16 protein-coding genes are annotated in these 14,082 nt (G+C 47.6%); 8 read left to right on the plus strand and 8 right to left on the minus strand.

Going from position 1 to position 14,082, the window contains the following annotated elements; all coding sequences use genetic code 11:
* Positions 1-64: 64 nt before the first annotated feature.
* The 4 genes from ACM6JA_RS04335 to ACM6JA_RS04350 form a co-directional block, all read right to left on the minus strand.
* Positions 65-1,360 carry a phytoene desaturase family protein gene (locus ACM6JA_RS04335; RefSeq protein ID WP_007727797.1) on the minus strand — a complete coding sequence of 432 codons (1,296 nt, stop codon included), beginning with the start codon at positions 1,358-1,360 and terminating at the stop codon, positions 65-67.
* A 281-nt stretch (positions 1,361-1,641) separates the two neighbouring features.
* Positions 1,642-2,772, minus strand: a complete 1,131-nt coding sequence (locus ACM6JA_RS04340; RefSeq protein WP_414851344.1) for a virulence factor — start codon at positions 2,770-2,772, stop codon at positions 1,642-1,644.
* 102 nt (positions 2,773-2,874) lie between these two features.
* Positions 2,875-3,735, minus strand: a complete 861-nt coding sequence (locus ACM6JA_RS04345) for a GNAT family N-acetyltransferase (RefSeq protein ID WP_414851345.1) — start codon at positions 3,733-3,735, stop codon at positions 2,875-2,877.
* Positions 3,736-3,757: 22 nt separating this feature from the next.
* The gene (locus ACM6JA_RS04350; RefSeq protein WP_414851346.1) at positions 3,758-4,516 is read right to left on the minus strand and encodes a DUF4931 domain-containing protein; all 759 of its coding nucleotides are present in this window, start codon (positions 4,514-4,516) and stop codon (positions 3,758-3,760) included.
* 202 nt (positions 4,517-4,718) lie between these two features.
* On the opposite strand from ACM6JA_RS04350, the gene ACM6JA_RS04355 reads away from it, so the two are divergent.
* The gene (locus ACM6JA_RS04355) at positions 4,719-4,964 is read left to right on the plus strand and encodes a hypothetical protein (RefSeq protein WP_007727802.1); all 246 of its coding nucleotides are present in this window, start codon (positions 4,719-4,721) and stop codon (positions 4,962-4,964) included.
* A 78-nt stretch (positions 4,965-5,042) separates the two neighbouring features.
* Positions 5,043-5,414, plus strand: a complete 372-nt coding sequence (locus ACM6JA_RS04360; RefSeq protein ID WP_414851347.1) for a L,D-transpeptidase — start codon at positions 5,043-5,045, stop codon at positions 5,412-5,414.
* Positions 5,415-5,468: 54 nt separating this feature from the next.
* On the opposite strand, the gene ACM6JA_RS04365 is transcribed toward ACM6JA_RS04360, so the two are convergent.
* From ACM6JA_RS04365 to ACM6JA_RS04380, 4 genes are all read right to left on the minus strand, one after another.
* Positions 5,469-5,690, minus strand: a complete 222-nt coding sequence (locus ACM6JA_RS04365; protein ID WP_007727805.1) for a hypothetical protein — start codon at positions 5,688-5,690, stop codon at positions 5,469-5,471.
* A gap of 90 nt (positions 5,691-5,780) precedes the next feature.
* Complete coding sequence (locus ACM6JA_RS04370; protein WP_414851348.1) at positions 5,781-7,697, minus strand: ATP-binding cassette domain-containing protein; 1,917 nt, start codon at positions 7,695-7,697, stop codon at positions 5,781-5,783.
* Between the two features lie 264 nt (positions 7,698-7,961).
* Positions 7,962-8,684, minus strand: a complete 723-nt coding sequence (locus ACM6JA_RS04375; protein ID WP_414851349.1) for an NAD-dependent deacylase — start codon at positions 8,682-8,684, stop codon at positions 7,962-7,964.
* A gap of 102 nt (positions 8,685-8,786) precedes the next feature.
* A complete protein-coding gene (locus ACM6JA_RS04380) occupies positions 8,787-9,542 on the minus strand; it encodes a cupin domain-containing protein (RefSeq protein ID WP_414851350.1) in 756 nt (251 codons plus the stop codon).
* Between the two features lie 177 nt (positions 9,543-9,719).
* On the opposite strand from ACM6JA_RS04380, the gene ACM6JA_RS04385 reads away from it, so the two are divergent.
* The 6 genes from ACM6JA_RS04385 to ACM6JA_RS04410 all read left to right on the plus strand — a co-directional run bounded on the left by ACM6JA_RS04385 (position 9,720) and on the right by ACM6JA_RS04410 (position 14,052).
* Positions 9,720-10,505, plus strand: a complete 786-nt coding sequence (locus ACM6JA_RS04385; RefSeq protein WP_414851351.1) for a metallophosphoesterase family protein — start codon at positions 9,720-9,722, stop codon at positions 10,503-10,505.
* Between the two features lie 171 nt (positions 10,506-10,676).
* Entirely contained in the window at positions 10,677-11,105 is a 429-nt protein-coding gene (locus ACM6JA_RS04390) for a disulfide oxidoreductase (protein WP_007727820.1), read from the plus strand.
* A 3-nt stretch (positions 11,106-11,108) separates the two neighbouring features.
* Complete coding sequence (locus ACM6JA_RS04395) at positions 11,109-11,579, plus strand: thioredoxin family protein (protein ID WP_414851352.1); 471 nt, start codon at positions 11,109-11,111, stop codon at positions 11,577-11,579.
* A gap of 177 nt (positions 11,580-11,756) precedes the next feature.
* Positions 11,757-12,626, plus strand: coding sequence for a cytochrome c oxidase assembly factor CtaG (gene ctaG / locus ACM6JA_RS04400; RefSeq protein ID WP_007727822.1), 870 nt, complete (start codon positions 11,757-11,759; stop codon positions 12,624-12,626).
* Positions 12,627-12,660: 34 nt separating this feature from the next.
* Positions 12,661-13,272 carry an SCO family protein gene (locus ACM6JA_RS04405; RefSeq protein WP_414851353.1) on the plus strand — a complete coding sequence of 204 codons (612 nt, stop codon included), beginning with the start codon at positions 12,661-12,663 and terminating at the stop codon, positions 13,270-13,272.
* Between the two features lie 6 nt (positions 13,273-13,278).
* Positions 13,279-14,052 carry a FixH family protein gene (locus ACM6JA_RS04410; RefSeq protein WP_414851354.1) on the plus strand — a complete coding sequence of 258 codons (774 nt, stop codon included), beginning with the start codon at positions 13,279-13,281 and terminating at the stop codon, positions 14,050-14,052.
* Positions 14,053-14,082 lie beyond the last annotated feature (30 nt).

Genomic DNA, 14,082 nt, shown 5'->3' on the forward strand with positions numbered 1-14,082 from the left:
AACGTTGAATGAGAAAAAATAAGCAGGCATTCCTTTCACCAAGGAACACCCGCTCGTTATGGTCTTATTCTTTTTCCAAGATCAGCTTGGAAACGTTCATTGCGCTAGAGAAAGACAGCTCAGACAGCTGGCCCTGTCCTTCACACCAGTCACCCGCGAAGAACAGGTTGCGATAATCTGGCAGAAAAGTAGGCATTGGCTTCTGATTCATGGTCCATTTGATCTCCTGTACAATTGCACGAGCAGAAACGCGCGGCACAACCAGTTGCTCACGCCAGCCTGGGAAATGCTTGTCATACAGGTTTTCAATCTCTTGTTTGCGAATTTCAGCCGCTTCCTTGTTCCCTACTTCATCCTGACGCATGTAAGCAGTCGCCTGCAGCAACTGCCCGCCTTCAGGTACACAAGTACGGTCATAATACGAAATATCGGTAATGAAAATATTGTTTGCTTTTTCGTAGATGTAGGAGAACGGTACGTCAATTCGCTCTTTCAAGCCAATGTCATACACCATAACAACAGTTGGCTCGTATTCAGCATGCTGTGCAATCGCATGTTCCAGGCGCGTCTCCGCAAAGACCTTCGCCATCTCCTTCGGCGGAATACAGCAAATAAATTCATCCGCCGTAAATTCTCCCTCCGGTGTCACCACTCCAACCACACGATCATTCTCTACTTGGAACTTTTCTACTTTGGTTTTGATCAGAATCGTACCCTGATTTGCTTCAATCACACGCACGAATTCATTGATCAATGCTTGCCAGCCGCCACCGATATACGATACCGGTTTATTCGTTGTAAACAAACGGCTGTAGTAAGAAAAGAAAACGTCAGAAGGAATCTTTTCAGGCTCACGTGTGAAGAAGTTGGAAGAAGCAAGCGTCAACATCATTTCTCGCACTTCTTCGTTGACTTGCTTTTTCTCCATCCACTTTTGAATCGACATATGTGGATGGCCTTTCTCCATTTTTAGCATCGTTTTCAAAATCTCAAACGTGAACAATACTTTGTCCATGCCTTTTAAGAGCTTCGTTTGGAAAAGTCCTTGTACATTCGCCGGAACTGCAGTCAGATCGCTACCAATATCGTACTTGGCTTTTGTCGGATTGAAATCCTGCCAATCGATGTTCAGACCCAATTCTTTTTCAAACGTTCTCAAAACGGAGCTGTCGCGAGCATAAATGGCGTGGGCACCGAAGTTGAAGTTAAATCCTTTGATCTTCAGTGTAACGGCACGTCCACCCAATTGACCGCGTTCCAAAACTGCAACTTTTTTGCCTTTCGACGACAGGTAGGCGGCACTGGATAGACCAGCAAGTCCTGCACCTACAATAACAACGTCATAGTGATTGGTTGTCATACACAATCTCCCCTACGCGCTAGCGATGTTGATTACATAAGCTTAAACCCTATCCTAGTCTAAGGGATGGATAAGGTGGAAGTCAACTATTATTGAACTGTGTCTATTTTTATACTGACTTATACCAATATTTGGCTAATAAACCAACTTGTTTACCGCTCTTCTTGAAGCAGTATGCCCTGCTATTCGCCGTATATCCAATCAGCGAAACCACGACAAAAAAGCCCTCTATAGCAATAATTTGCTTGATAGAGGGCTCTTACGCAACTGGAAGCAGCGAACTAATCGTTTCGGCGAGTCATTTGCTGCCAAACGGTACCGCTAGCCGCCTCGCCGCTTTCAATGCGCTGCACGGCCATTTGGACTTGCAAGCTGACCTCGAACTCGGGATCGTTCTGTGCGGCACGCAAAGCGTCCAAGGCAGTTTCATCCCCCACCTCAAACAAGTAGCGAGCAGCGCGCCAACGTACCAGCTTGTTTTTATCCTTCAACGCTTCACACATCGGTAGAATCGCACGCGTGTCCCCCAAGTCGGACAAGGTATCGCCTGCTGTGCGTCGTACGGAGACAGAATCATCGCGGAGCGCTTCAAACAGCAGTGGGAAGACATCATCGCCACCGATCATGCCCAGATACACAACCGCAAGCCTGCGAATCGACGGCTTGCTATCACGAAGCGCTTTCTCCAAAACAGGCAGATCCTCTTCCGTAGGCTCCATCCGATCCAACGCTTCATATCTTTTTTGCCAATCTGGATCATCGAGCATCTCCAGCGTAACGACTTTCTTTTCACGCATGACTGGCTCTGGGGTTTCCCCTGGACCAAGCACCATAGCCTGTTCCACGATTTCTTCCACACGGCTCTCTGGATAGGAGGCATCGACTTCCAATGCGACCTCCTCGCCAATCTCGCGCAAATCGCCATAGCGCACGCCTTGCTCGACCCATTTTCGCTCCATGATGAGGTTTGGCGATGCAGAGCCTGCACGCACGGCTGCCTGTCCAAAACGCTCTGGCAGCGCTGCACGAATCTGTTCCGTTCCCATGGTCACCTTAACCTGCATCGGTACACCGCGGAACATTTGAATGTACACTTGCGCCTCTCCAAATGCCCCCGCTTCCTCCGCAGACATGTCAGGAACAGCCGCTCCTCCACCTGCTTGCAAAACCTCTCGCGCGACAGTCAAAATACGCTGCCAATCTGCATTGGACTTTCGCTCCAGCGCGAGAAAATCTGCCGTATGAAAAATGGAGGTAACCCCTTCGATCTCCAAGAGCTTGTTCATGAGTTCTGGTGCTTTACTCGTATCTTTCTTTGTATAGACATGTTGGACCCCATCCGGCAAACGCTCGTCTACATTCAGCTTCATGACGTTTGGACTCGGCGTCGGTTCGATGGACAACAGTTTCATAGTGAGTCACTCCTTTTTACAGCGCACTTGCTTTCTCTTCTATCGTAGCATGTATCCTGATATGTTTTCCAACCTGAGAGATGGTCAAAAGCAGTTTGCCCGCTACAATGCCAGCTTGTAGTAATCATTGGCCGACTTTACAAAAAAGCCGCATGATTCATACAGCCCCAGAGCATTGCTGTTTTCACAGGCGACCTCCAGTGATACTTGCGGACATCCCTCTTCCACCAGCATCTCGATCGTTTGTGCCAAAGCCTGGCGTCCATATCCTTTCCCTTGGTAATCTGGGTGGACACAAAATCCATAAATAAACGCCTTGCCATCATCCTTGTTCACGCTTATTTTGCCAACGGCCTTGTCATCGACAATCATCAAATGCGTGGTGGACTTGGGATCACCCGCCATGTTTTCGGCCATTTCCCTTGCGCGTTCTTCCTCCATTTGAAAACCATGGACGTTCAGCCAAATCAATGTTTCGTAGTCACTGGCGATCTCCGGTCGAAGCAGCACGTTTCCAGAAAGCGTTGTTCTTTGCTTCTCCCCTAAATCCATCCAATATTCCGAGAATTGATATGCCCCGCCGATTCGCTCCATATATGACTTACCGCTTTGCGAATCTCGCTGAACGATAAACAACTGCGACGGAATGCCTCTTCGTCTGCATGCTTCTGCGGCTTGTGCTTGCAGCGCTGTGAATATGCCTTTTCTTCTGTAGGCTGGATGGACCATGCCGCCCACTTCTGCCTCACCGCCGTGAAACACGTAGAGCCCTAGAAAGCCAACCAGCTTTCCATCCGCATAACATACAAAATCTTCTTCATGCTCTCCCGAACGCTTTTCCAGCATACCCGGGTTTACTTTGAGATCAATGCCATCCTGCTCATTGCAAATCGCAACCAATTCTTTAATCTGTGCCAGTTCCTCTGAGGTGAGTGTTTTTCTTGCCGTGATCGTATACGTCATAGCGTAAGCACCCTTTCTATGTTTAGAAGTATCGTCGTTGCAATTCAGCGACCATCTCTTCCAAATTATTGGCGACCTGCGGAATCGAATAGCCTACGTAAAGAGGCGAGGTAACAAATCTCGGAACTACTTTGGCGATCAGCTTTTCTCCCCAATGGTAAAAGAAAAAATTGTAGCTTTGGTTACGCGGATTGACATGAGTCAGTATCCAATGTGCTAAAATTTGTAAGTAGTCTGCCATTTTCGGCAATCGATCAAAGTCCGATAGAATGACATTGTATTCAAAAAATCCTGCACGCGGATGCGTAGACAGATTGCATTCAATCCCCGCCTCCTGATCGATGGTCATGCCAATAAAATCACTGTCTTTTACCTGATCTAGATAGTTGTAGTCATGTAATCCAACGATCTGCATGTGCGGATGACGGATGCTCCCCCCGGAATACGGGCCGTGGTTTTTGAAAAACAGAACGGAACGATAAGACTTGCTTTGCTCCATTTCAAGCCATTTCTCTACCCCGAATGCCAGCAATGCTCGTACATGCTCTTTGGAATAGACAGACCAATCCCCTTGGCATTCATCCGTCTCAATCAAAACAGTCTGATGTGTATCCTCCAGAACTGGAAATTTGTTCATGAGCCAAATCATGGAGCCCCGCTGCTCCAAAACGTCTGTGAGACTGTTTCGATCACAAAAAGGACAGGCCGTTTCTGTGTTGTTTACACTCACTGGCTTTTTTCTGCCTATTTGCATGTTAAAGTGCAAGTGCGTCTGCTTCATTCCCGTGTCCCTCCAACTTGTGCTTACTTCCACTTTACACGCATTTCCTGGGAAAATCATGACGTTTTTTGCCCAGACGACACTTTTGAAACCTCAATTGGACTGCCTATTTTTCAATGCCTGTGGCGTTTGTTTCTTTTTTTATCTCAAATGTTTTACATACAATGGTAAGCAGTGAAACCTGGAAAGGTGTTGGAATTGGATGGAAAAATCATTTTATTATCCTGTTAGCTGGAGCGAGGCCCAACATTACAAAACGTTGCTTGATCAAGAAGGAGTCCCTTATGAAATTCAATCCCCGCTCGATTTGCCTGTCTTGGAAGAAGGTAAGCTGGCCATTGTCTTTCCTTCCATTCCTTTACGGATGTACGTCTGGGTGCGAACCTTGTTCTACCGTGACGGCCTGCGCTATCCGGATACGTTTTCGTTAGATTTCAAACTACATTAAATCATGAGAGGAAAGGTACCGGTTCCGTTGGTTTTCATAACATAGTAAGAGCGGCATTTCGTATCGTCTGTGGGGGAGGTGAAGAAACTGCCGTCCTACAACATCCGCATCTCGATTGCGAAGCTACGTCTTGATTTGTTCGATGGAAACCGACTCATCCGCTCTTATCCTGTTGCCTTGGGCAAAATTGCCACTTCGACACCACGCGGGGATTTTACCATCATCAGCAAAGTCCCCTATCCGAATTCCTATCCGGGAGGTCCTTTGAGTGCTTTCGGCACCTTATGGATGGGACTAAGCAAACCACACTATGGCATTCATGGTACGAACGATCCTTCTTCTATCGGCAAGTATGTATCTCACGGCTGTATTCGCATGTACAATAAGGACGTGAATGCGCTGGCAAAAATCGTGCCCATAGGTACGCCCGTTCGAATCAGACAGCAATAAACATAAACATAGACATGCAAAGACCCGCCTCTCTTAAAACAAGGCGGGTCTTCTTTACATAAGATGAGTCTTTTTCGTTCTTTCTGCTTCCGTTTCATCCGCTTCCAAGTATACAAGAAATCTTCTCGCTTGCTTATACATGATCGATAACGTCATTTCCCTGATCTTATTCATGATCACTTCTTTATCCTCTGGATGCACTTCGGAAGAGAGCTGCTGTTCTTGCAGCTCTAGATAAGACATCACCCATTCCGGGTCTAACTTATAGGCAGGCAACGACAGCGACTCCTCTACTCTAGTAATCTACTCTAGTCTACAGGTGGAAGCGTCGCTTTCCCAGCCCTCAATTACTGGCTACGCCACTAATTATTTCCCTTGCTCCAATTCCTCTACCAATGCTGATAATTCCGCCCAACGCTCAATGGTTGCCTCCAGCTCTGTCGCGACTTGCTGTTCTTCTGCATAGAGCTTTTCAATTTTGCCATAATCGCTGCCAGACGCTGCAATCTCTTGCTTTAGCTTGACGCTGCGCTCTTCCAAAGCCGCGATCTTGCCTTCAATCGCATCCCATTCCTTCTGATCCTTGTAAGACAGCTTGCGCGTGCGGTTGTTGCCGCGATTAGCTCCGCTGTTGCTTTGCGTCTTTTCTGCCTGTTGATCCGCTTCTTGCACCTGAGTTGCTTTTTCCTGGCGTCTTTCTTCCAGATACTCGGAGTAGTTGCCGTAGTATTGACGAATGTTTCCTTGCCCCTCAAAAGCAAACAAATGGTCGACTGTACGATCGAGGAAATAGCGGTCATGCGATACCGTAATGACTGCGCCTGGGAACTGCTCGAGATAGTCTTCCAAAATACTGAGCGTTTGAATATCCAAATCATTCGTAGGTTCATCTAAAAACAGCACATTCGGCTCTCCCATTAGCGTACGAAGCAGATAGAGACGTCTGCGCTCTCCCCCAGACAGGCGAGAAATCGGTGTCCATTGCATATGCGGCGAAAACAGGAACCGCTCCAGCATTTGCGAAGCCGTGATCGACTCGCCATTGCTCGTCTGAATGACCTCTGCTGCTTCCTTTACATATTCGATGACGCGCAGCTTTTCGTCCATCTCGACATTATCCTGCGTGTAGTAGGCGATTTTAACGGTCGTCCCGATTTCCAATGAACCGCTATCCGGTTGAATTCTTCCTGCGAGCATGTTCAAGAGTGTCGTTTTTCCGCTTCCGTTAGGCCCGATAATTCCCACACGATCACCCGGCAGGACAATATAACTGAAATCGTTGATCAGTTTTCGCTCACCGTACGCTTTATGGATGTTCGTAAGCTCGATTACCTTTTTGCCGAGACGGCTGGCCCCGAGTGCCATTTCCATCTTAGCAGCAGGTCCATCTACGACTTTATCTCGCAACTCCTCAGTCCGTTGTACACGCGCCTTTTGTTTGGTCGTCCGCGCTTTTGCTCCACGACGAAGCCATGCCAGCTCACGTCGAAGCAGATTTTGCCGCTTGCTCTCTACAGCCGCTTCATTTTCTTCACGCTCCGCCTTTTTCTCCAGGAACATCGCGTAGTTGCCTTCATAGCTGTACAGCTTGCCGCGATCCAGCTCAAACGTGCGGTTCGTCACGCGATCCAGGAAGTAACGATCATGGGTGACGAGCAGCAAAGCACCCTTGTAGCGGGACAAATACTCTTCCAGCCACTCAACTGTCTCATTGTCAATATGGTTCGTAGGCTCATCCAAAATGAGCAGGTCTGCTGGTTGGATCAGAGCACGTGCCATCGCTACCCGCTTTTTTTGTCCACCAGAGAGCTCTCCAACCTTTTGCGAGAAATTGTGCAAGCCAAGCTTGGTCAGGATCATTTTAGCTTGCGTATTGCTCTCCCACGCATCAGCCGCATCCATCCTGTTTTGAACTGCAAACAATCGCGCCTGCTTTTTCTCGTCGTCAGGAGATTCCTGAACAGCCTCTAGCGCTGTTTCATAATCTCGCAAAAGCTGAATGAGCGGAGAATCGCCGTAAAATACTTGTTCCAGTACGGAGGAGTTTTCGTCAAAATCGGGATTTTGCGGCAAATACTCCACACGGAAATGATTCGCGTGAACAATTTTCCCGCTATCCGCCGTATCCAAGCCCGCCACGATTTTCAAGAGCGAGGATTTTCCCGTACCATTGACGCCAATCAGACCAATGCGCTCTTGCTCGGCAATATGAAAGGAAATGTTATCAAACAATACTTTTTCTCCATAACCTTTGGAGAGGTTTTCTACTGATAATATTTGCATGAACGTCACCTGTACTTTTCTATTTGCTTATCGAGAAGCCATATGAATCTTACACTCGATGGTATCATGTTTTTCGCGCAAGCTCTAGGGTGATTCAAATGGATCAAGCAAATATTGGAATGTTATCTCACTAATGGTAAAATATTGAATATTAAGTAATAATGACACCTGTATCAAAATAAAATAAGAAGCGTCACCAGCAATAAGGCATGTCAACGAGCCCAAACAGGAAAAGCGTACTCTTTTCATCGAGCACGCCTGCTTTTATTCTCCTAACGACTGTCCTACTCTTTGCAGCACGTCGCCGATCCGTTCATTTTGGATGACCTCATCTGCCCACGCATCCAATGGGGTTGGTTCCTGATTGACGATGACCAGTTTGGCTCCTCTTTCTTTTGCATGCTGCGGAAACCAATTGGCTGGACTCACCGTAAGCGAAGAACCTAATACGATGAACAAATCGGCTTGTTCGGTCCACGAGATGGCCTGATCGACTTGCGATTGCGGCAAAGATTCGCCAAACAAGACAACACCCGGACGCAAAAATCCGCCACATGCGCAAATCGTCCCTTGATCCTCCAGATAACGTGTATTAGCATACTCGGTCCCGCAGGCAAGACAGCGGATTTTCGCAAGGGAGCCATGGAGTTCGGCTACAGCCAAGCTTCCCGCCGCTTGATGAAAGCCATCTACATTTTGTGTAATGATCCCATGAACCAATCCACACCGCTCCCATTCAGCTAAGCATTCGTGTCCGGCGTGTGGCTTGCAAGACAGCAGTCCTTGAATACGCATCTGATAAAATTCCACAAACGCTTCCCGATTCTCCATCATCGCGCGTGTACTCGCGAGTTGCATCGGATCTTTGCCGCGCCATAGCCCGGACTGTGAACGAAAATCAGGCAAGCCACTCTCTGTCGACATGCCTGCTCCGGTGAATACAACTGTAAAGGAAGATGTCCGCAACCAGTGTGCCAGATGATCCATCATGGTCTCCCCTTCTTCTTTGAAAATGTTCTTCTCCTGATTGTAATAGAAGAATGCCGGATTTGGGAGACCTGTACATCAGGACACTATCTGTCTTTCCATTCAATAGGATGGATAAACGGGTTGGGGCGTGTATCCGGTATGGTAGGGATTCGTGCCATATTGCGGATAACCAGTCGGCTGTTGATAGACTGGGTGCTGTCCATATCCACCCTGCTGCCCATAGTTGGCATCGTAATAACCGTAACTGTCTGGCAACTGGCTCGAGTAGCCATGGTACGGGTACTGACTTGAGGCAGCTCTATCTGGCAACTGCCCCTGCTGCTGACATCCTACTGGTGGGCCAATCACAACTGTTTTTGTAATAGGTGCAAATGTTTCTTTTACCTTTGCTTCGTCTAAACAATACGTATGTGCCCACACACTTGCTGGAGTCAACCGTAAAATATCGGAGCCAAAGATCACCTCAGGAACAGGCGCATCAAAAATAGCCAGTAGATGCGTATCGTCTGTCAAAGCCATTTCATAATGCCACCAGCCCTGCGGGATATTGGCAACTTGTCTCGGTTTAATATTGTAGTTGAGCAATTGATTGGTAAAAGGATTGATTAAGGACACAATGGCCTCACCAGCGATGCAATACACCAGTTCCGCTGCATTTTGATGAATGTGTGGCTCGACAACATTTCCCGTTGTCAGGAAAATATCCAGCAGTGAGCTGTTGCCTAATGTATTTAGTTGTGCGATCCCCAAGGCATCGATGAAATTACGATCGTCCTTTTTGAAAAACAGATTATTTCTCATATCGTACGTGAACTGAGTATTTGGGGATGTATAGTCGCGATAGGAAGTAGCCATCTGTCGTTTGATCCTCCCACCGTATGGGTCTTTGACTCATTATACATCTCTATTCCGGATCACAAAATATGTGCACCCATCTATTCCATCGAGAAAGAGACACACCTTTCACCCTCCACTTTACACAAACATATCCTACTAAAAGGCATAACGGGTACTCGAGGAGGGTGATCTTGTTTGACTACTTATTTAGTCTCGGACATACATGGTCAGAATCAGGCTTTTCAAAAGGCGCTGCGGGACGTTTCCTTCTCGCCCCAAGCTGGAGATCGTCTGTACGTATTGGGGGACATGATTGATCGAGGACCGGAATCAAAGGAAGTATTGCTCGATCTACTCGCTCTTCGGCAGGCGTATCCGAACCAAATCTATCTCATAAAAGGCAACCACGAGCAGATGCTCGAGGATTGGCTATCCGGCAACGGCAATCCGGAGTTATACCTGCGCTACAATGGCGGCGATGCCACCATACGTTCTTTCTTAGGGAATCACCCGCTTCGGCGAGCTTTTCTTAACCGGATGCCTTCTATGCAGGACCAAGAAGAAGCGCGGCAATTCATCCTTTCTCGCTATCCAACAATTTTGCCAGCCTTGTCGTCTCTTCCATTGTATATAGAGCTGCCAGCCGATCCGCGAACAGGAGTTCCAGCCGCACTTTTGGTACACGCAGGCATTCGACCCGGCATCCCCTTGCAGGAACAAAATCCGCAAGATTTACTATGGATTCGCGAGCCTTTTTATCTTTATTATGATGGAGAACTCCCTGTCATCTTTGGCCATACCCCTGTTCCAGGATTGCCTCAATACACAGGCAGCGGTCCTTGGCGCAGAGACAATATCGTCGGCATTGATGGTGGCGCAGGATATTGGCGAGGCGTCATGCTCGTCGAATGGCCTTCTCTTCAATCCATTTTCGTACCGATTCGGGATAGGCAATCCTCTCCACAAGTACGGGTCTACTGATCATGCTCGGGAAAACTGGGAGCTTTCGCACTGGTGCTCCTACCTGCTGCAAGCGCATCGGGTAGTGCATCCAGTATGATGCGAGAGACAAGCCCATTCGTTCAACAAATTATTACTTTTTATAATCTACTTTCGATTTGTAATATGTTAAGATATGGACGAGGTGTTAATATGAAACGTCAGCAAATCGTGGAACAAGCCATGTTTGCCGCTTGGGGAGTCTCCCTAATCGCAACAGGAGGCAGTTTGTTTTTTTCAGAGGTGTTAAAGTACATACCGTGTGACCTGTGCTGGTACCAGCGAATCTTGATGTACCCGCTCGTCATCTTACTCGGGGTGGCCACCGCGAAGAAAGATGACAAGATCGCTTCGTACGCCTTGATTCTCTCCATCATAGGAGGACTCACATCGCTGTATCATTACTCGATTCAAAAAATACCTGCCCTGCAAGATCTGGGTAGTGCTTGCGGCATTGTACCATGCAACACGGACTATATTAACTGGCTAGGCTTTATCACAATTCCGTTCCTTGCTCTCATTGCCTTCACCTTGATCAGCATCCTGCTTGTCATCGTTATGAAAAATGCAAAGGAGAAATGATTCATGAAGAAAGTCATCTTTCTATCCATCCTTGTGGCTGCGCTCCTGATCGGTGCGATTGTGTACTCTGACATTTCGAACCGTCAGCTTGCGGAAGGAAACCCTTACGGTAAAGCCAATTTGCACCCCGCTACTCTCGAACAAATGAGTGACCCGCTGTACGATAATCTCATTATGCCTAATGAGCTCAAAGGTAAGCTCGATAATCAGGAGGACGCGTTTGTTTACTTTTACAGCCCGGTTTGTGAGCATTGCAAAGCAACTACCCCCGTCCTTGTACCGATCGTGAAAAGCTTGGACATCGATATGAAAAAGCTCAATTTGCTGGAATTTAACGCCAGCTATGGTGAATACAACATCGAATTCACTCCGACCCTCGTTCATTACAAGGGCGGCAAGGAAGTAGCTCGACTCGTCGGTGGACGCGAAGCAAGCGAATGGAAAGCTTGGTTGGAAGAACAGAAAAAATCATAACATTTGGTAGCCTCCCACGATTCTTTGCGGGAGGCTCTTTTCATATTGGACATACGTGACAAATATGTGAAGAATTCCGTTCCTTTGGAAGAAATAGCCCGAACGAGTCATTAGGCTTTTCCAGTTATTTGCCTATAATGAGTACTGGGGATAATCCTTGAAAACGGAGGTAATCGCATGACCCTCACTTATTTCACTGAAACCTTTGGCTTTCGGGCGACATGGAATCCAGAGCTGATTCTTTTGACCTTCTTGATCGGTCTGGCTTATTTCTCGCTGACCGGACCATTACGCCAAACTTTTCAAGATTCCACACCTGTTACACGAAAGCAAAAGACTTTTTTTACTCTCGGCTTAATTGGTTTTTACTTTAGTATGGGGAGTCCTTTGAACGTAGCTGGGCATTTTTTGTTTAGTGCCCACATGCTGCAGCAATCGTTGCTCTATCTCGTAATGCCCTTGCTCCTCTTGGCAGGGACCCCGTCATGGTTGATCCGCGGCCTGTTCTATCGCCGGGGGCTCAAGCTGTTCATGCGGATAGCGAGTCACCCGATACCTGCTATTCTCATGTTCAATGCCCTGTTCTCGTTTTACCACATGCCTGTTATTTTAGACTTGGCAATGAACAACTTGGCCCTACATAATTTGATTCATTTACTGCTGCTGGTGACTGCGATTTTGATGTGGATGCCGGTTGTCGCACCGATACCGGAAATTCACCGTCTGTCGGAACTGCAAAAGCTTGCCTACATCTTTGCTAACGGCGTTTTAATTACGCCTGCATGCGCACTGATTATTTTTTCTGCAACACCGTTGTATACGACATATGTAGACGGTCCTTCCATGCTCTGCGCTCCATTCTTTTCCACGCCGATTGACAAATCGATGTTTGCCGTTCCTCTTCTCCCTCTCGAGGATCAACGGCTGGGCGGAATTGTGATGAAGCTCATGCAGGAACTGACGTACGGAGTCGTCCTGGCTTACATCTTCTCTACCTGGTATCGAAAAGAAAAGAATCAGGAAGAGGACGGCCTCATGACGCCATAGCCAAAAAGAAACAGAAAGGAGGCGCCACACACACGTGAATATCGCCCCTGCTACCGCTATCCGAATCCGACGGTTGCTCTTGTTGTTACCCGTCCTAGTCCTTGTTGCTCTTGTCGCTTCTTGGGTTTGGTTCGGGCCCAAAAACGCCCAGGCGAAATTACCTGATGTGACTCTGCAAACCATCGATGGACAAACCTATTCGCTAGCACCGCAAAAGAAAACGTTTCGCTTGGTAGAGCTGATTTATACCCGTTGCCCGGATATTTGTCCCACAACAACGGTAAAAATGGTTCAGCTGCAAAAGCGCTTGCTCGAAGCAAACTTGATGGGGCATGATGTTGAGTTTTTGACCATCACGATTGATCCACAAAACGACACCCCTGATGTCATGCGCTACTATGCCAAGCAGTTGGGGATTCAAGAACAAGGCTGGACCCTGCTCCGGGGTGATGAGGAAACGATCAAAAGGGTGACAAATTCGCTTGGCTTTTTTGCCAATAAGATGGATGATGGATTTATCTCTCATACATCGAGTACGTATCTCTTGGATGATAACAATGCCGTCATTCAGAAATTCGGCATGGGTGACGATTTCGATCCCGAACAAATTTATCAGGAACTGTTGAAATTGAAGAAGGAAGGGTAAACCAACATGAAACCTACGATGATTCTGCTCTTATCCATGCTTATGCTCCTTTTAGCCGCTTGTGGAAAAGAGAACGAGCAACAAGCTTTGCTACCTGGATCTCCCGTCGAGGCTGCCTTTACATTGGAACCAAAGGAGCTTGTAGCGGGCGACACAGTTACCTTCTCCGTTAAAGTTACACAGGATGGCCAACCCGTGGATGATGCCAAGGAAGTGAAGTTCGAATGGTGGAAAGATGGGCAAGAAAAGCATGAAACGATCCCGGCTTCGCTGCAAGGAGACGGTGTCTACACGGCCCAACAAACCATTAGCGAGCCAGGTTCTTATTTTGTCTACTACCATGTAACGGCACGTGATTTCCACAATATGCAGAAGACCCCATTTTCTGTAAACAACAAGACTGGCGAGACGCCTGGGGCGACGCCATCCGCACCTCCAGCTGACGCAGGTCAGTCACATGATCATGGGGCGGCAGGTCACGCGAATGGTGATACAGTTGATTATCATTTCTCTCCAGCCGAAAATATTCAAGTAGCAACACCTGCTGCTCTCACCGTTCATCTGATGAAAGACAACAAAGCGTTGGACAAAGCGACAGTCAAATTCGAGTTCTGGCGGGGAAATGACGAGAAGCACAGCTTCGTCGATGCAACGGAAACTGCGGCAGGCCAGTATGAAGGCAACGTACAGTTCCCTACTGCCGGGGATTATACAGTGAAGGTCCATGTGGAAAAAGGAGATATTCATGATCACAAAGATTTCTCACTCTCCATAAAATAAATCCTTCAAAATAAAAAGGCCATCCTCCCA

The sequence above is a fragment of the Brevibacillus sp. IT-7CA2 genome (genome assembly GCF_949767855.1).
In the GTDB taxonomy this organism is placed as follows: Bacteria; Bacillota; Bacilli; order Brevibacillales; family Brevibacillaceae; genus Brevibacillus.